This window comes from Vibrio kanaloae (assembly GCF_024347535.1).
GTDB classification, from domain to species: Bacteria; Pseudomonadota; Gammaproteobacteria; order Enterobacterales; family Vibrionaceae; genus Vibrio; species Vibrio kanaloae.
In genome coordinates, this window is sequence record NZ_AP025498.1 from 32,452 (window position 1) to 49,787 (window position 17,336).

At 41.4% G+C, this 17,336-nt stretch carries 14 protein-coding genes and 1 pseudogene; 8 read left to right on the top strand and 7 right to left on the bottom strand.

Going from position 1 to position 17,336, the window contains the following annotated elements; all coding sequences use genetic code 11:
* Positions 1–240 precede the first annotated feature (240 nt).
* Positions 241–1,830, bottom strand: a complete 1,590-nt coding sequence (locus OCV24_RS14475) for a DEAD/DEAH box helicase (protein WP_077681687.1) — start codon at positions 1,828–1,830, stop codon at positions 241–243.
* Positions 1,831–1,994: 164 nt separating this feature from the next.
* Positions 1,995–3,350 (bottom strand): diguanylate cyclase, encoded by a 1,356-nt coding sequence (locus OCV24_RS14480; protein WP_102506259.1) that lies wholly within the window; start codon positions 3,348–3,350, stop codon positions 1,995–1,997.
* Positions 3,351–3,623: 273 nt separating this feature from the next.
* On the opposite strand from OCV24_RS14480, the gene OCV24_RS14485 reads away from it, so the two are divergent.
* A complete protein-coding gene (locus OCV24_RS14485) occupies positions 3,624–4,757 on the top strand; it encodes a DUF3541 domain-containing protein (RefSeq protein WP_102506260.1) in 1,134 nt (377 codons plus the stop codon).
* Between the two features lie 115 nt (positions 4,758–4,872).
* Here the strand turns inward: OCV24_RS14485 and OCV24_RS14490 are convergent, their stop codons facing one another.
* The 4 genes from OCV24_RS14490 to OCV24_RS14505 form a co-directional block, all read right to left on the bottom strand.
* Positions 4,873–5,493, bottom strand: a complete 621-nt coding sequence (locus OCV24_RS14490) for a class I SAM-dependent methyltransferase (protein WP_102506261.1) — start codon at positions 5,491–5,493, stop codon at positions 4,873–4,875.
* Positions 5,494–5,538: 45 nt separating this feature from the next.
* The gene (locus OCV24_RS14495) at positions 5,539–5,808 is read right to left on the bottom strand and encodes a hypothetical protein (RefSeq protein WP_102506262.1); all 270 of its coding nucleotides are present in this window, start codon (positions 5,806–5,808) and stop codon (positions 5,539–5,541) included.
* Positions 5,809–6,067: 259 nt separating this feature from the next.
* Positions 6,068–7,276 (bottom strand): NupC/NupG family nucleoside CNT transporter, encoded by a 1,209-nt coding sequence (locus tag OCV24_RS14500; protein WP_017058699.1) that lies wholly within the window; start codon positions 7,274–7,276, stop codon positions 6,068–6,070.
* A gap of 441 nt (positions 7,277–7,717) precedes the next feature.
* Positions 7,718–8,338: a YajG family lipoprotein gene (locus tag OCV24_RS14505; RefSeq protein WP_046224031.1), complete on the bottom strand. Its 621-nt coding sequence runs from the start codon at positions 8,336–8,338 to the stop codon at positions 7,718–7,720.
* A gap of 202 nt (positions 8,339–8,540) precedes the next feature.
* On the opposite strand from OCV24_RS14505, the pseudogene OCV24_RS14510 reads away from it, so the two are divergent.
* A pseudogene (locus tag OCV24_RS14510) lies at positions 8,541–8,900 on the top strand (PTS sugar transporter subunit IIA); the annotation flags it as partial.
* 144 nt (positions 8,901–9,044) lie between these two features.
* On the opposite strand, the gene OCV24_RS14515 reads toward OCV24_RS14510, so the two are convergent.
* The gene (locus tag OCV24_RS14515) at positions 9,045–10,310 is read right to left on the bottom strand and encodes an HD-GYP domain-containing protein (protein ID WP_077681695.1); all 1,266 of its coding nucleotides are present in this window, start codon (positions 10,308–10,310) and stop codon (positions 9,045–9,047) included.
* Between the two features lie 226 nt (positions 10,311–10,536).
* Here OCV24_RS14515 and OCV24_RS14520 point away from each other — a divergent pair, with 226 nt between their 5' ends.
* From OCV24_RS14520 to OCV24_RS14545, 6 genes are all read left to right on the top strand, one after another.
* Positions 10,537–11,076 carry a GNAT family N-acetyltransferase gene (locus OCV24_RS14520; RefSeq protein WP_046225049.1) on the top strand — a complete coding sequence of 180 codons (540 nt, stop codon included), beginning with the start codon at positions 10,537–10,539 and terminating at the stop codon, positions 11,074–11,076.
* Between the two features lie 774 nt (positions 11,077–11,850).
* A complete protein-coding gene (locus OCV24_RS14525) occupies positions 11,851–13,611 on the top strand; it encodes an EAL domain-containing protein (protein WP_046225048.1) in 1,761 nt (586 codons plus the stop codon).
* Positions 13,612–13,817: 206 nt separating this feature from the next.
* Positions 13,818–14,189, top strand: a complete 372-nt coding sequence (locus OCV24_RS14530) for a GntR family transcriptional regulator (protein WP_017058710.1) — start codon at positions 13,818–13,820, stop codon at positions 14,187–14,189.
* Complete coding sequence (locus tag OCV24_RS14535) at positions 14,186–15,040, top strand: ABC transporter ATP-binding protein (RefSeq protein WP_150878883.1); 855 nt, start codon at positions 14,186–14,188, stop codon at positions 15,038–15,040. Before OCV24_RS14530 ends, OCV24_RS14535 begins: the two co-directional genes overlap by 4 nt.
* Positions 15,040–15,897 carry a hypothetical protein gene (locus OCV24_RS14540; RefSeq protein WP_150878881.1) on the top strand — a complete coding sequence of 286 codons (858 nt, stop codon included), beginning with the start codon at positions 15,040–15,042 and terminating at the stop codon, positions 15,895–15,897. The genes OCV24_RS14535 and OCV24_RS14540 overlap by 1 nt, the downstream gene beginning before the upstream one ends.
* A gap of 1,104 nt (positions 15,898–17,001) precedes the next feature.
* Positions 17,002–17,289: a putative quinol monooxygenase gene (locus OCV24_RS14545; RefSeq protein ID WP_150878879.1), complete on the top strand. Its 288-nt coding sequence runs from the start codon at positions 17,002–17,004 to the stop codon at positions 17,287–17,289.
* Positions 17,290–17,336: the final 47 nt, after the last annotated feature.

A 17,336-nucleotide genomic window follows, 5' to 3' on the forward strand; every position in this document is an offset into this window, starting at 1 on the left:
AACAACAAAACGCTAGTGACTTCGTTATTAATAGACAAAAATTAACATGATATTAATACTTTCGATTTCAGATTAAATATGTTTTTAATCTAGTAATCCTTGAATATAGCCATATGACGCCCACAAAAAACGCGAATATTGAAAGTCAATATTCGCGCTTCATTAGGTTGGTTACAAGCTTGCTATATCAAAAAAGTGGCGTTCTTAAAACACTCTTCCTGTATTCAGCTCAACTCGAATCTATTTTTGAGCCGATGGCTTAGAGCGATTTATAGATGGCTTGCTACCAGACGGTTTATTCACTGACGACTTAGAAGTTGGTTTATTTGATGAACGTCCAGAACCATAGCTCGCACCATCACCTGATTTCTTAGGTTTAACAGCACCGTTTTGAGTACTTGAGTTAGTATTTTTCTCAGAGCTTCTGCCAGCATTACCACGCTTAAAGTTATTGCCATTGTTTCTTACTGATTTATCATCAGTTGCAGTCGCTGAGTTACTATCTAGCGCTTTCTTAGCGGTGTTTGGCTTACGCTTTGGCGCAGATCCAGAACCCGGCACGTGGCGCTTGTTTTTGCTCGCTGGCTTATGTCCACGAGCATTCTCACCAGAACGTTGACCATCAGAGTGTTCACGAGGCTTCTTCGGTTTCTTAGGCTTGATAGGGCGCGCATCTAATCGAGATTCAGGTAACTTGTTTACAGGCGAGAAGCCTTCAAGTTCACGACGCTCTAGCACTTGCTGAATAAGACGCTCAATACCGAACAGTTCGCCCACTTCATCTGCACAAACGAGTGAAATAGCTTTACCTACTTCACCAGCACGGCCAGTACGACCGATACGGTGTACATAGTCTTCAGATACATGTGGAAGATCGAAGTTAACGACTTGAGGAAGTTGCGGGATATCAATACCTCGCGCCGCGATATCAGTCGCGACTAAAACCCGTACCTTGCCAGTTTTAAAGTTTTCTAAGGCTTTAGTACGAGCACCCTGGCTCTTATTACCATGGATAGGAGCCGCTGTAATGTCCTGTTCTTCTAAAAAGCGAGCCAGTTTGTTGGCACCGTGCTTAGTTTTGCTAAATACCAACACTTGGCGCCAATCATTATCCTTGATTAGCTTCGCTAGCATTGGGCCTTTCTTCTTTTTATCTACTGGGTAAATACTTTGCTCAACGGTTTTCGCGGTTGAGTTCGCAGGGCTTACCGAAATTTCAACTGGGTTATTTACTAAGCCTTTAGCCAAGCCACGAATATCGTCAGAGAACGTTGCTGAGAACAGTAGGTTCTGACGTTTCTTAGGCAAGAAAGCTAAGATCTTACGGATATCTCGAATGAAACCCATGTCTAGCATGCGGTCAGCTTCATCTAACACAAGAATCTCTAACTGATCAAAGCGCACTGCATTTTGGTTATATAAATCAAGCAGACGCCCCGGTGTTGCCACCAGCACATCACTGCCTTTACGCAGTTTTTGCATCTGAGGGTTGATTTTTACGCCACCAAATACAACGGTAGAAGTAAGAGGTAAGTTAATACCATACTTAACTACACTGCCATTCACTTGTGCGGCAAGTTCACGAGTTGGCGTTAGCACGAGCGCACGAACTTGGTTCTGACGAACGCGTTGACCTTTTGATAGAATTTCAAGAATAGGTAGCGTGAAGCCAGCAGTTTTACCTGTACCTGTTTGAGCAGCGGCCATTACATCTTTGCCCTTTAGGACAGCTGGTATCGCTTTCTCTTGGATTGGTGATGGCTTATCGTAACCTTGTGCTTCAATTGCTTTAAGAATCGGTTCAGAAAGGCCAAGGGAGGTAAAACTCATAGATTATTTTCTCAGTTGAATAACATTTAATATGAGCAACGTAATAGAAAGAAATCGTTGCTACAGCTTTTGCTTATCAATTAGATTGATAGAAGCAAAACGCGGTATTCTGAGGCTTTTCCCCACATTCAGCAACTAAATTCTAATAACAGCTCAGATTCAACCTAGATAACTTGTCGCTTCTGCTCATACATTTTTTCATCAGCCGCTTTCAAAAGAGCATCGACATCATTGTAGTTACTATTATGAATAACCCAACCTACGCTGATCCGAAGATAAATAGAGTGCGTCTCATAGATGACAGGAGGCGTACAAATTGCCCTTCGAAGCTTTGTAACAATCGACGAAACGTGTTCATCATCGATAATACGCGGTAGCAAAACTAAGAACTCATCCCCGCCGATCCTTGCGACAATGTCTGAGACACGTAATTCACTTTTGATACGCTTAGCACACTCGACTAATACTTGGTCACCTACCAGATGACCATAAGTGTCGTTGATCGCTTTAAATCCATCTAGATCAATATTGACAACGGCAAAGGTCCTTGTCCCCTGTTTTTGAGTACCCTTAAAGACCTGTTTTAGGCTGTACATGAAGTATCTACGATTCGGCAGCATCGTCAACTCGTCATGCATTGAACGGCTATCTGCAATACGATACAAGCGATAGATGGTAAAAAAGGCGATCACTAACACGAGCGTTATAGTGTAACTCACCAACCTTACGGCTTGAGTTCGATACCAAGGTACGCCCATCAATACATTTTCATTTCCAGAGAGAGCAAGGTACCAACCACCATAAGGGAAGTTCACTTGCTCTGTAGCAAACGCACTATCAAATACGTCTTGTTCGCCATAAAAGACATCGCCATTCTTACCTGAACTGTTTTCGCCACGAATTGCGAGCTCATATTTGTTCTCGATCTTATCAATACCGACGTCTTCAAATAATTCATCTAAGTCAATAATGGCACTGGAAACACCCCAGTAATTTTGATAGAAGGGAGGATCTCTAAAGATAGGTGTTCGTGTAATGAGTGCTTGCCCACCTTGAAACAGCTCAAACGGGCCTGCGATAAATGTATGACCTATATTACGAGCGATCTCAATCGATTCCCATTGAACTGGGTGGTCGCGATAATCAATACCAAGGACCTGCGCATTACCTTCCATGGGATAAACAAAATTAAGCACATCATCTTTAGCTAGGGCAATCAATCGAATATGGGAAGCGTCTCGAATAATATTTTGCGCAATCCGCTCCCAATCTTTTTGGCCGCCATCGGGGTTGAGGGTCACAATAGTCGAGAAACTGTTGAGAATATACATATCCGAGACGATCCTAGCTTCTATGCTCGATCGAATGATAGCCAGCTGTCTCTTTGCCTCAGAATAAGATTCATTTTTCAAAAAGGTTAACTGCTTGGTATGAAACGCCTCGATAGCACTCACTATCACTACAAAAAATAACAAAGATAATAATTTGGCAGGCCATTGCTTGCTAGAACGATTGGGCATTCACGAACCTCTAACACTTTTGTTCTGTTTACTGCCTTAAATCGGCTCATTTCTGGCTAATCCATCATTATGCCGCCAAGTCATTAAAAATCCACACTTAATGCATAGACTCCATTAATTATTGAGTCATTCATCACTGACATTCCCGTCAACAACGCTGATTATCCAATGAAACAATCTTAATAAAGCTTACATTGTACTGACCAAAATTTCACATGAAAAAATTCATCACTGTTATTTTATATACACCATTAATTACTTGGTACCTTACGTATGAAGCTAAAAATTATACTACTATGCACATTGCTATCAGTTGCTTTTACTATTTATGCAGAGGACAATTCTCAAAAAGAAAACGTACCGAGTATTCAATCACAAGCCAATGAGCTTCGCTCTCATGAACCACTTTTCAAACAATCCGCAGACCTCATTCGTACCACCTACGAAAGCCAACTTTATACTCTGCCCGCCTTCAAGGAAGGCCACTATGGGTTACGGATGTATCGACAAACATTAGACGATAGATATGCTGCCGCCGTTTGGAGTGATATGGCGCGTGTTGCGAGTAAACTAAACCGCTTGTCTAATGACGTTCACACCATGGAACAGATTGTACTTTACTCAAAGAAGCGTGTTGCCTCTTATATTGACGACAACGATGAGCGCAGTGCCCGGCGCTACAACGTCACCCAACACATGCCCGAGTACCTATATCTTGGTGTGGACCTTCTCGGCTCTATGGCACGTGCAAATGAGTACGGTTTAGAACACAAGAACGATGCCAAGCTACGCGAAATCATTCGTCGCTATGACTTCTCACGATACGTGACCAATGAAGACATGGTGAAAGCGTGGGCTGCTCAACTGGCTAATCAGGTTTACTGGCTGCGCCAACTGGGAGAGCAGGATGTCGTTGATAAATTCGTCGACACGTTCAAAAAAGCGTACCCAGACGACAAAGACAAGAAGCTTTCAAGCCAGCAATACGGTAATAAGATCTATGGTATGACACATGTGATCTTCGGTGATTCGGAATACTACCAACACAAAGTTAGCGAGCAAGAGCATCAATGGATCTACGATTACTTCAGAGAGAACATCGATACGATTCTGCTGCGTGCAAAAGAAGATGTAATTGCAGAGGTTGGATTGACCTTTTTGCTTGCGGACTTAGAAGGTGACCCGGTTGTAGAAAAAACTCGACTCGCGATCCAAGCCTCTATCAACAAGAAGCATGGGATGATCCCTTCTATCACTGGTGACTTTGACCTTGAGTACGGTGAGCACCGCAACGTGCTGGCGATCATGCTGCTCGATTGGCAACAAGTGAATGAAGCACCGACGCTAAAAGGCAACCCTAAGGTGTTTACTACGATTCCGTATGGGTTAGTAGAAAGCAGCCATTAAGTAAATAGAAACCCCAAGGTTTATCTACAGAATCTAAAAAGCCGCATACCTTTCGAGGCCTGCGGCTTATTTGTGTCTGTTGCATCAACATAGAATAAAAACCAAGAATAACCGTTCATCGGGCTTCAGAGGCGACTTTGTTCATCACTATCGTGAAATCCCCTTCGGCATAGCCTTCTATCAAGGAAACATCATCACACAGCGTTTTACAGAAGCGATAGACACCTTGAGGGTGATAACTCATCAGGGTATTGCGCGAAGGATATTGGCTTGAATTGAGCAGATTAAAAATCACGGTCTGATTCGCTAGCCCAAACATACGAGTAATCATATTCGTCAGATAGTCGGAATCGCGAGAGATATAATTCAATGAGCCACTGGCGATAACCACATCGTGCGCTTCTAGATTCATCTTACTCATGTCACCCGCGATGAACTGGCAGCAAGCTTCGGTGTAATTTTGCTTGGCCTTTTTAAGAAAATCGGCGTGTTGGTCAACGCCTGTGTACGATTGGATACGATAGATATTGTTGAGCAGTTCAAACAACTCCCCATAACCACAACCCATATCCAAAACACTCTTCTTATCAAAGTCGGCCGAGCGTGCGATGACTTCGAAGCGACATAATTGGCTCTCTTCACTCGTCCAGCCTAAAGACTTTGCCTTATCCCCTTGCCAACGATTGGTTTGCTTTCGGTGATACCAGTACACCTTAAAACGGTCGCGCCAGTGCATTCAAATCAGTCCCACGTCAGTGAACATCCGCATACCTTAATGATATTAAGCTTCAGAACTTGAAAAGAAGAGTCCACCGATTTTATAACCAATTGCATAGCAAACCACGGCAATAGTCACAAACACCAATGCCGAGAAAAAATACGCCACCGACGCCGCAACGCCAGTGCCCCACACGACGCTAAACACCAAACCGAGATAAGCCTCTTGCGGCCACTGAGAAATAGGAAACTGAGTACCACCGGCAATAAGATAAACCATCGCAAACAAGCCGATAAAGGCGGTGATAAGACCAATGAGAACGCGCATGTTCATGGGAAGACCTTTGATTTATTGAACCTGGTTGCCATTATTCTTCGTCGAAAGCGGATCTGCTTAGTCGAAACCGAATGATATTCAAGTATATAGGATAAGAGAGACTTGCTCTATTACTCTTCCGAGTGAACCTTATACACTGCAGAGCAATGAAAGTGGTAGTTTGAATCTGAATCAACTTAACGAGCAGGCACAAAAAAGCGGACACCCTTCTTACGTTAACTCCGTTAGCAAGGTATCCGCTTTTACTGAATCTAGCTTAAAGCAGGATGAAAATACCCGCTAAACATGCACTCATCAGGTTTGCTAGCGTACCAGCAACTACCGCTTTCAAACCTAGATTAGCTACTTCAGCACGACGCTCTGGCGCCATCACACCGATAGAACCCAGCTGAATCGCGATAGAGCCAATGTTAGCGAAGCCACACAGAGCAAATGTCACAATCACTTGGCTGTGTTCAGATAACAGCGCTTTGTTCTCAATGAAGTCGATGAAAGCAACAAACTCGTTCATTACGATCTTCTGACCGATGTAAGAGCCCGCCATCAACACTTCATCACTCGGGATACCAATGAGCCATGCTAAAGGCGAGAACAGGTAACCGAAGATAGCTTGCAGCGTAATACCCGCAAAACCAAACGTTTCACCCAAGCTTTCTAATCCTGTGTTTACCATGGCAATCACACTAACGAATGCAATCAACATAGTACCAACAGCCACTGCGACTTTCATACCATTCATCGCGCCGCTTGCCAATGCATCAATCACGTTGCTTTGGTCAGCTTTATCTAGCTCAATATGCTCGTAGTCACTGGGAATGTCGCGTTCAGGTACAATGATCTTCGCCATTAACAAACTGCCTGGAGCCGCCATAAAGCTTGCTGCGATAAGGTACTTAAGTTCAACGCCAAGGCCAGCGTAACCACCGAGAACACTACCCGCTACCGACGCCATACCGCCCGCCATAACAGCAAACAGCTCGGAACGAGTCATAGATTTTAAAAAAGGACGAATAAGAAGAGGAGACTCACCCTGAGAAAGGAAGATATTACCGGTTGCAACAAGAGATTCAGCTTTACTTGTACCCAACAGTTTTTGCACCGCTCCGCCCAAGATTTGAATCACTTTTTGCATGACGCCTAAGTAATAAAGTGCAGAGATTAAAGCACTAAAGAAAATGATGATTGGAAGTACGCGAACTGCGAAAATGAAGCCATCAGTAGCAAGGTCACCGAAAAGGAAAGCAATACCAGCGTCTGCAAAACCAAGTAGGCTTGAAACGCCATTACTTAGGCTTGTTAGCGCCAACTGTCCCCACGGAAAATACAATACTAAGGCAGCGAAACCGATTTGAAGTAACAATGCACGAGACACTGTTTTCCAGTTAATCGAAGAGCGACTTTCAGATAGCAGGTACGCGCAAGCAATCAGTGCAATAACACCGACAAAACCAAATAGAATATTCATAATGTGTCCTAGTAATCCTTATAGAGAGAGCATGAGCCAAGCAAATGACATCAAAGGAGCAGGACAAAGAACCGCAAGCAACACGCTACGCGATGAAGGAGCTAACAGAGTTAGCGAATGTAACAACGAGTTGTTCATGTAAGAATCACCTTATACAAGCAGTGGAACGCAGCTGGTCCGGTCCGTGGGGTCATTCACATATCCATGTGACGGCTTGTATTGGCTAAGCACCGGCTTAAAACCGGAAGAGAAGTATAAACAGTTAAGTGAGACTTTCATCACATTTTTTAACGCAAACGTTCGCGCGGTTAAGAATCGTGCAAAACGGAGTGCTTATCGGAGAGATCTACCGGGCGGGACAGTTAAAAATAAGTTAACTAGATCTATGATTTAGCTAAAAAGCCACAGGACGTGGCTTTTCTAGAATAGGAGCACCAGTAACTAGTTTAGTAAAGCACTTTTTACTTCAACATCTTGGAAGATTTCTTCAAAACGCTGTTTGTAGATAAGCTGCATCTCATTGATAATCGCGCCGCCATCCGGAACATCATTCTCACCTTGAAAGTTTTTACTCAGTAACTTCTTACCGGCTTCATCATAAATAATCACATTGACATTGTACCAAGAGTTGTCTGTGAACGCGTGGAAATCATACTTCCATTCATTCAAGACGAACATCATAGACTTATTGTCGAACGCTTTCATCTGCTCAACGACTTTAGTTATGTCTTCGTTTGGTGTCGTCTCGACTGAGTCCACTGTCACTTGCTGCTTCTTTAAGCCTGCAACGAGCCTATCCGTCAAAAACTGAGACATTGGTTGCTGAGTCGCCGTATTGTATGAATAAGGTATCCCCAATGAACTGCGAATGATTCCCTCAAACTTTGGTTCTTTATCTTGTTCTAAAACGTATGGACGTTTATCAATGACAGCAATAGTCAGCGCTTTTTCTTGTGGGACCATGCTTAACAGTGGTGCGCTCTCTTCTGGAGTCAGTACCGTTGCACAACCTGAAAGCCCTAGCGCTACTGCAGCGAAGAACAAACTGACGAGTTTTTTCATTAGGTTTACCTATTTTATTATTTGAAGGTAGTGTTCTAACAAAAATCTAATTAATCATCAAACATTCGCTAAATCAATAAATTACATAACTCTCATTACATAAACCAACTCACATATTGGTAGGGTTATTATTGATAAAATTACTTATAAATTTAAAACGATGGTCAGTTGCAAAATAAATTTATTAAACAAATTCAATATGTCAACACAACTCGCACGTAATAAAATCGAAGCTAGCTATGTTGAAGCTACCAAGCAAAAGCACAAAGATATTGGCGCGTATTATGTTCTAGCCCCAAAGATTGCAATGCCTCATGCTCGTCCTGAAGATGGTGTGAACGAAGCATCACTGCAAGTGACGGTGTTTAAACACGGTGTTGATTTAGAATCGGAAGACAACGGAGACGTTTACCTTCCAATTACTCTGGCGGCAATGGATTCAGACAGCCATATCCATACTATTATGGCGCTATCAGAGTTGTTCCAAAATGATGATGACATAGATGCCATTATCGCCGCGGAAACAGCGCAAGCGATCATCGAGATCTTAAAGCAATACTAATCTTGCACTATACATCCTGTTCCTTTGTCTAATAAGCCCCTATTAAAAAAGCGATAGCCTCGGCTATCGCTTTTCTGTTAATGGTGCTGAGTCATTTCCCATCGAGAATTATTTAAGGCATTTCCCCTGAAATACTCGCTAACGCTAAAACGCGTACATTCTTTTATCTGTTGATAATTCAAAGCAGTATTCCGAATGTTTTTTTAGGCACTCAAACACTTCTCGATCCAATTTATGGTTTTCAACAAGGTCAGCCAACATGTTTAAAGACTCTTCTAATGTCATGCCCTGTCGGTAAGGACGAGACTGAGTTAGCGCTTGGAACACATCCACTACCGCAATAATCCGACTGGGTTGATCCAATTGTTCAGCTGTTTTCCCCATCGGATAACCAGAACCATCCAATCTTTCATGATGGTTTGATGCCCACTGACAGATCTGGGGCGAGCTAAATAATTCCTGTAACGCAAACCGAGTGTCCGTTGCATGTCGCTTGATACAACAATACTCTTCGTCTGTCAGCAAATCATATTTATGAAGAATCTCATTTGGTGTTTGCAGTTTACCTATATCGTGAACCAAACCTGCCAGATAAAGTTTTCGCTGAGTTGTGTGTGAGTAACCCAGTTGTTTTGCTAGATACTCAGAAAGCTGTCCGACTTTCAAAGAGTGCCTAAAGGTAAATGAACTCTTGGTATCAACGACATTGGCAATAAACTCAGCAAAGGCAACCGTCTCATTCAATGACATTTTCTGGGAGAAGAATGGCACGGGCTCAAAGTTATCTCTCATGTTTTCAATGTAAGGGATCTCCATCGAAAACCAGAAATCATCCAGATCGACCAACTCACACATGTGTTGTACAAGGTTGGTCTCGAACATCTCATCAGCTTGCTCGGTCAAACGCTCAATGATGATTGCCTTACCATCTGGGGTTAGGTTCCCATAACGATCAGAAGAGGTGATGCCGTAAAGGTAATCCACCCTATCAGCCAACATCACGATAGCGGCCAATTCCTTTTCTAACTCACTGATCGGCATCGCCTTAAGCTCAATCCAAGGAGTATGATGATAAAGCACCGGCTTAGCGAATATAGAAAGAACCGGGCACTCTTTTAGAATTTGATAGCCCTTTTGGCAATGGTGGTAACTTGAGTCTGGCACGAAACCAGAGGTCAAACTGAGGTGTTCATCAATTTGCGATACGCCGCAGTCGTGAATTAACCCCAACGAGAATGCAAGTTGCGCCTGCTCCTCTTCCCACCCGACACTCAGAGCACATCGATACGCTATATAACCGACTCTTTGTCCATGATTTTTGCTTTCAAAACCGACGTTATCAAGCGCCTTAGCAATACCAAATAGAGCCTTCCTTAAGTCTACGGTTACGTCCTGGCAATGTTGATTCATTAATTAAGCCTAAGATTTTTATAGTTTTTATATATTTAATCTGTCAATACTAATGCATAGTTAATGATTATATACACAACTATTGTAAGGTTTAATGAGTTTCGTGATAGATTTAACGTATAACGAAAAATTCGTGCCACAATGTATTGCATATTAAAAATCATGCAGCACTATATCCTACCGACCTAGGTTGACAAAAATCAGCAATCATAAGAAAAGGAAAGACATGTTTAAAACAGTTATCGATAACGAGCTATCCATCGCATTGGTTGAAGAGAGCTTCGCTTCTCATTACGCGGACATCTCACAAAGCCAGAATGAGTACCTAAGCCAATGGCTTGCGTGGCCGCCACATTGTAAAACCGAGCAAGATTTTAGGATCTTCATCCAACGTTCGCTGCACGATTACGCAGAAGGCCAGAGCATGACCTGTGCGATTGTGTATAAAGATAATATCGTCGGTAACTGTAGCTTCAACACCATTGACCACAATAAGCAGAAAGTCACGATAGGCTATTGGCTGTCTGAACCTTATCAAGGAAAAGGGATTGTTACTCGTGTGGTCGAGAAGCTGATTGATATTGCTTTCAATAAGTTAGATATGGAAAAGGTCGAGATATCAGCGGCAACAGGTAACCACAGTAGTCGCAAGGTTTGTGAGCGCTTACATTTCACATTAGAAGGCATCATAACTCGTGACGAAAACTTGAATGGTCGCATCGTTGACCACGCTATTTATGGCCTTCATCGTTCCAAGCGGTCATAACACTTAAGTTTAATTTATCCTTAATACCCCAAACGTCAACGAATAACAGGATACACATACTAACGTTTTTAAATTTACCAATAATTAATATCAAAAGTATTAATTGATTAGATAAACTGACAAGATTCATATACCTAAAACGATATCGCTCGTTTAGCAATCAACTCAATTGTTAACTTTCCTATTTAATTAATAATTAGAAAAAAGTCTAAAGTAACTAAAAATCACTTTAGACGATAATAAGTATACAACGTCAACAATCATCCAATAGATTTAATTAGCAAAAAACCATGACCTAAATCCAATAACGACCACACAATAAAAAATTAATATTTATCACCGATTCGACATTGTATTTAAATAAACAGATGAGTTGTATTAACTATATATAAAAATCAACTATCCTATTTTATTTATAAAAATATTACCGTTATTACATATCAATAGAAAAAACAAAGACAAAAAATTAATTAGAACACTCTGAATTTCGATATGGAAGCCATAAGATACAGCCTTGGAAATGGATAAATACCAAAATAGACGGATAAATCCTCTTTACCTCTTGTAAATCATGGACTTTCATTTATAAATTCAAGCTTTGAGTGGGCATCTTCACAGATTTTCATTAAGGTAAAAATTCTGAGATTAGTATCAACATTTTAAGAAAAATAGTGACATTTTAGTTGTGTTATTTAAAAAGTCTTGGTGTGAATAAAAGTCCTAGTTATTAAATATCAATCATATAAATAGTAAGTATTACTTAGGAGTTGAGTTATGCACTGTTCTTTCAACATAAATAAAAACGATGAGAGCTTGCAACTAATTTATAACGAAGAGAAAATCTATATAAAAATAAACAGCAAGAAAATATCAGAGGAAAGACTCAATAGTAAAGAGAGTTTTGTTTTTAAGTACCTTATCGAAAATTCATCAATATCAAACCCTCAGTCTGCACGAGATGTTGAAGAATCCTTTAAATTACACTTTGATGAAGAGTTCAGCTTATACGCCTTAAAAAATATTATTGCTTCGATTAGAAAAAAGTATCGAAACCTGTGTAATAAAGCAAAAATAAATAGTAATAGCGAACTTATCTCAAATCTATACAAGGTAGGCTACTTTATAGATTTAGATAAAAGCTCAGAAAACTGCATAGCACCAAAGCACAACATCACCCCATTCAAACCCAACCATATCGAACTATTAAAGCTGATGATCAACACCTATCAGAAGGATTTGATCAAAGCGTTGATAACCGTCGTCACTATTTCTTCATTTTTTCTATTTGCTATCTACTTTTTCCAGATCCTTTATACGACGAAGATTGCAAGCGAATATAGCGAGAACACAAAGCTGATAGCGGAAGAAGTCATGAACTACGGCTGTGGTAGCCAAGTGTCGGTGCACGCGTTAAGGCACTCTCTCAACATTGATTCGGTGCTCCTGACAACACCTTATCGTTCCTGTTATATCTCTAAAACACGCTCGGAAATGGTAAAGCTCGATCAAATTGACGATTTTTACAACAGTGCAGATTTCTCGTACTCACATTTCGCCGATCACGAACATAATATTGACCTTACTGTGCGGATTTCTAAACGTCCTATTGAAGCTCGGTACAAAAATTCATTGTTACCGCTGCTCGTCGATTCAGTCTCTATCCAAAAAAATGATAACGATATCTTGAACCTTGGCGAAAGCAATCAGCCTATTTATCAAACCTCACTTTCAACTGGCGCATCCATCACGTTCTACAGTGACAATGTTGTTGAATTGTGGGCTGCACTTGCTCTGATGCTCGCCACACTACTGTATCGCTCTTACATTTTAGGCTTTATCACTTACATGTATCGTTGGAGACATATCTCCTTTGAGGAAGAGCCAATAATCAACACAAAAGACAACACCGTTTTATACTACGAGTTGTTGTCGAGAGTTCATAACGTTGGCGTCCTGAGCTTCATCAACACTATGAGACGTACCAATTTATTGACTTTTCATACTATTTTAATCATTGAAACGGTCAAAAACGCTAAGTTAAATAACAACCATGAGATCTATGGTGTCAATGTATGTCCGAGTGCTTTGGTAGGATCTAATTTTGAAAAACTCAGAAAACATTTATTAGCATTAGAAGCAAATGAGTTTGTCGTAGAAATTACTGAGTACTCGAACATTGGTTATGGCTGTGAGGTCATCGACAACATCAAAGAAGTTAAAGAACTTGGTATAACCATTGCGTTGGACGACTTTGGCACTGGCAATAACAATATCGAAATCATTAGTATTATCTCTCCTCGCTACCTAAAACTGGACCGTTGTTTTGTTAAAGACATCGAATCAGGTGAGCATCATCAAGGTGTATTGCTAAACATCTCGGAAATAGGTCGCTTATCAAACATCACTATGATTTATGAAGGTGTAGAAACCCGCAGACAACAATACATCTTATGTCAACTCGGCTACAACTTACATCAAGGCTACCTGTATAGCAGACCCAATAATTCAAAGGAGATAACCTCTGACCCTATTTGAGTATTGATGCCGCCCCTTTTCTATTAAAATAGTTATCGCTCATAAGACCGATTTAGAGCCCACAAGGATGTAGGCTTCAAGTCCCACCTTTCCGCAAAACGTTTTATCCAACCATTAAAATACTCTGTCCATTTTCATAAAAACATTGCCAATTTGAACAAATAGTTTAGTGTTATACTCATGTATATCACCATGTAGTGTTAATTATGACCAAATGGAAAGACGACCAACCGATCTTTAGGCAGCTTGCGACAAAGATCAGTGACCAAATTCTTCAAGGTGTTTGGTTAGAGCAACAAGCATTGCCCTCTGTGCGTACGGTTGCCGCTGATCTAAAGATCAACCACCTCACCGTCATGAAAAGCTACCAGTTACTGGTTGATGAAGGGTTAGTAGAGAAAAAACGCGGCCAAGGCATGTATGTAGCCGAGGGGGCAGTTCAAAAATTGAAAGAGTCTGCACATCAGTCATTTATCAACACACAGATCCCAGCCATCGCTGAGACGCTAGGCATCATTGATATGAGTGTCGAAGAACTCGTGAAACAGCTAGCACAACATATAAAGGACAAGTCATGAGCACTTTACTTTCCGTGAAAAACGTAACCAAAACCTATTCAAATCAAGTGGGTGTCGAGAACATCAGCTTTGAGTTAAAACCGGGGCAAGTGCTTGGTTTGCTGGGCCACAATGGCGCGGGTAAATCAACTCTGATCAAATCACTGCTTGGCGGACACAGCTATCAAGGTGAGATAGAGGTTAACGGCTATCACCCTATCCACCAGCATGCAGAACTCATGCAGCACTTGTCGTACATCTCAGACGTTAACGTGTTACCCGAGTGGATGACCGTTAAGCAACTACTTCGATATACCCAAGGTGTACACCCTAGCTTCAATAAACAAAAAGCAGAGCAGACATTAAGCAGCACCAACATCAAGCTCTCTTCGACTATCAAGCAGCTTTCTAAGGGAATGAAAGTACAACTTCACCTTGCGATCATCATCGCGACTGACACTCAAGTGTTGATCTTAGATGAGCCTACACTTGGCCTAGATTTGCTGTACCGCGATACTTTTTATCGCCACCTTTTAGAGTGGTTCCACGATGGCGATCGCGCCATGATCATTGCTAGCCATGAGGTTTCAGAAATTGAACACCTATTAACGGATGTGCTGATTTTGAAGCAAGGCCATTGTGTGCTGCAAAAGAGCATGGAAGACATCGAAAACGACTATTTCATTATCGAAGTCGCCAACAACCATTCAAGTGAGATACAGAAACTCAACCCACTGACCTCACAATCCGGCCTAGGCACCACTAAGTGGTTGTTGGAAGGCCAATACAAAGCACAGGTTGAATCATTGGGAAACATCTACAACGTGGGTCTCGCTGACCTATTCCTTGCAACACAGACGGAGAAGGCATAATGCATCCAAGTTTTTACATGCTAGAAAAAGAGCTTATCGAGCACAAGATTAACACTCGTTTACCTCTGTTTGTCGCATTATGTGGTTTGTTGCTGTTCGTTAGCCTGTTCTTTAGCGGCCAGGCGCAACACGATTTTTTCTTTCAAATGGAAGTCAATGGCGACGTTAGTGACATCCACAGAGAGTTCGCACAAGACCTCAACTCAGTGATCTACTTTGGCGCGGGCCTTATTTCTCTGATCCTATCGACGCTTTACATCCCTAAAACGCTGCGTAAAGAGCGTCAAGAAGGCAGTTCGATGTTTTGGAGAAGTATGCCAGTATCCAATGCAATGACTCACGGAGTGAAGCTAGGCTTCGGTTTAGTGGTTATTCCGGCTCTCTGTGCGCTATTAGTGCTATTCGCCGATTTCCTGCTTTGGATACTGAACATTTCAAGCCAACAGCAATTAGCGCTGCTCGTCGAGCAGCAGTCTCTGTTTTATGTGTTAAGCAACTGGCTCGTGTTCTTTGGAAGAATGATGTTAGTTGCACTGGTTCTATTACCATTGGCAACGGTTACTCTGACTATTTCACAGTTGGTTAATTCACCATTGCTTGTGATTTTTATCTCAAGCTATGCGATTAAGTTTCTCTCTGTTGCCGTGTTTGGATTTTATGGCATCAATGACTTCCTGTCTCTCATCGCTTCGCTACCAATCAACGTGCTGATGGCGAGTAATCCGTTCAGCGCAATTGCAGAAGCTCCAGTTTTATCTTTAGGTATTTATGTATTGATTGGTGTTAGCGGTTATCTACTGAGCCTAAAGCTAAACAGAACGGATGATGTGAGTTTGAAGGGGCTGTTCCAACGTTAGAGAGAGCTCTCCTGACGTTAACGATATCACTCCTGAGTAAATCACCACGTCAGATATCCAAATCAAAATCAAAGCTTCTGAGAAATCAGGAGTTTTTTTGTTTTCCCAATCACAGTAAATAAGTGATCATAATTAGTGCAGGCAAATGCTTTAGGGCCAGTCAGACATTTTCGGTTAATTATTATCCTACAACCACAATTTCTAACGAAGTTATCAAGCCTTTCAACAAGCGAGGGTGACCAAGTACCTACGACGATGGGTATTAGCAATACATCCAGTTTATTAGCCTTACCGTTTAGATCATAAAAAGAGCTAGAGGGTCGTTTTAACTAAGAAGAACTAAAGTGGAGTAAAGATGAGTTAAGAGCGGTATTAATGAGCTGACACTGGATGCATTGTACTTAATGCCTGTCAGCTCTTTGGAGAATGATTTCTTTAGTCACCAACCAGATGAAGGTCCTTGGGAGAACTAATGAAACCGGTTTGTTGCATTTTTCATTATACTTAAGCTTTTCAGCTTTTTGACTTGATAGCTTTACGATTTAAAGCTTATTTCTTTGCCGCTTCTTTTGACGTGTCTTTCCAATATTGGATACGAACGCGATGAAGTTGTGCTCTTCTCATTTTTTTCATATGGGATCTTTCCTTTTCATTTAACTGCTCTTCTTGAGCTATTTTTATTGCCAACTATTCGAATCTAACGGTGTTTGATGGCTAGATCAATGATACAGGTCACGAAATATATGGAATTCTTAGTACCATTTGCATCAAAGTTAGACCTAGATATCAACTATGGTTCAGTTTCATACCATGAGCCGTTATTCGAATTTAAGGTTAGCTCTCTCAAATGACATATTCATTTCAGTATCAATACAGTTCCATGATACGTATCAATAGACCGGACCAGCACGGATTTAGTTCCAAATATTTACTTTATTTCACCCAATAAAGTTACGACGTAACAACCGATATGTTGAAGATGATCGTTTTATACCCCACATTGATCTGTACGTCACAACATCAAAATGTGATTATATTGGCAATGGATAAAGCTTCTATCTAATAGATAATGCTCGTAATAGATAAAGTTAAATGGACGTAATAATGAGTAAAGTAATTCTACAAGGTCATATTCTAGTGCCAGACAACGCCCTAGAAGCAGTCACCCAAGCCTTAGCTACGCATAAAGAACTCACACTGGCGGAGCCTGGCTGTATAGTGTTTCGAGTCAGTCAAAGTACGCTTCAACCTAATCGCTTTGAAGTGTATGAAGAGTTCACTAACCGAGAAGCATTCGACATACACCAGCGTCGAGTTAAAAGATCGGAATGGGGTGAAATCTCCAAGAACGTGACACGTCATTATCAAATCACCGATGCCCCGGCACCATAATGACGCGCCCACTAGTCAACAGCATCATCACACTGATTAAATAAGCT

Bases quoted from the DNA above. Each gene is read 5' to 3' on its own strand.
- OCV24_RS14535 (WP_150878883.1), top strand. From the start codon at position 14,186: ATGAGCACTTTACTTTCCGTGAAAAACGTAACCAAAACCTATTCAAAT.
- OCV24_RS14530 (WP_017058710.1), top strand. From the start codon at position 13,818: ATGACCAAATGGAAAGACGACCAACCGATCTTTAGGCAGCTTGCGACA.
- OCV24_RS14525 (WP_046225048.1), top strand. From the start codon at position 11,851: ATGCACTGTTCTTTCAACATAAATAAAAACGATGAGAGCTTGCAACTA.
- OCV24_RS14480 (WP_102506259.1), bottom strand. From the start codon at position 3,350: ATGCCCAATCGTTCTAGCAAGCAATGGCCTGCCAAATTATTATCTTTG.
- OCV24_RS14495 (WP_102506262.1), bottom strand. From the start codon at position 5,808: ATGAACATGCGCGTTCTCATTGGTCTTATCACCGCCTTTATCGGCTTG.
- OCV24_RS14475 (WP_077681687.1), bottom strand. From the start codon at position 1,830: ATGAGTTTTACCTCCCTTGGCCTTTCTGAACCGATTCTTAAAGCAATT.
- OCV24_RS14520 (WP_046225049.1), top strand. From the start codon at position 10,537: ATGTTTAAAACAGTTATCGATAACGAGCTATCCATCGCATTGGTTGAA.
- OCV24_RS14490 (WP_102506261.1), bottom strand. From the start codon at position 5,493: ATGCACTGGCGCGACCGTTTTAAGGTGTACTGGTATCACCGAAAGCAA.
- OCV24_RS14545 (WP_150878879.1), top strand. From the start codon at position 17,002: ATGAGTAAAGTAATTCTACAAGGTCATATTCTAGTGCCAGACAACGCC.
- OCV24_RS14485 (WP_102506260.1), top strand. From the start codon at position 3,624: ATGAAGCTAAAAATTATACTACTATGCACATTGCTATCAGTTGCTTTT.
- OCV24_RS14540 (WP_150878881.1), top strand. From the start codon at position 15,040: ATGCATCCAAGTTTTTACATGCTAGAAAAAGAGCTTATCGAGCACAAG.
- OCV24_RS14505 (WP_046224031.1), bottom strand. From the start codon at position 8,338: ATGAAAAAACTCGTCAGTTTGTTCTTCGCTGCAGTAGCGCTAGGGCTT.
- OCV24_RS14500 (WP_017058699.1), bottom strand. From the start codon at position 7,276: ATGAATATTCTATTTGGTTTTGTCGGTGTTATTGCACTGATTGCTTGC.
- OCV24_RS14515 (WP_077681695.1), bottom strand. From the start codon at position 10,310: ATGAATCAACATTGCCAGGACGTAACCGTAGACTTAAGGAAGGCTCTA.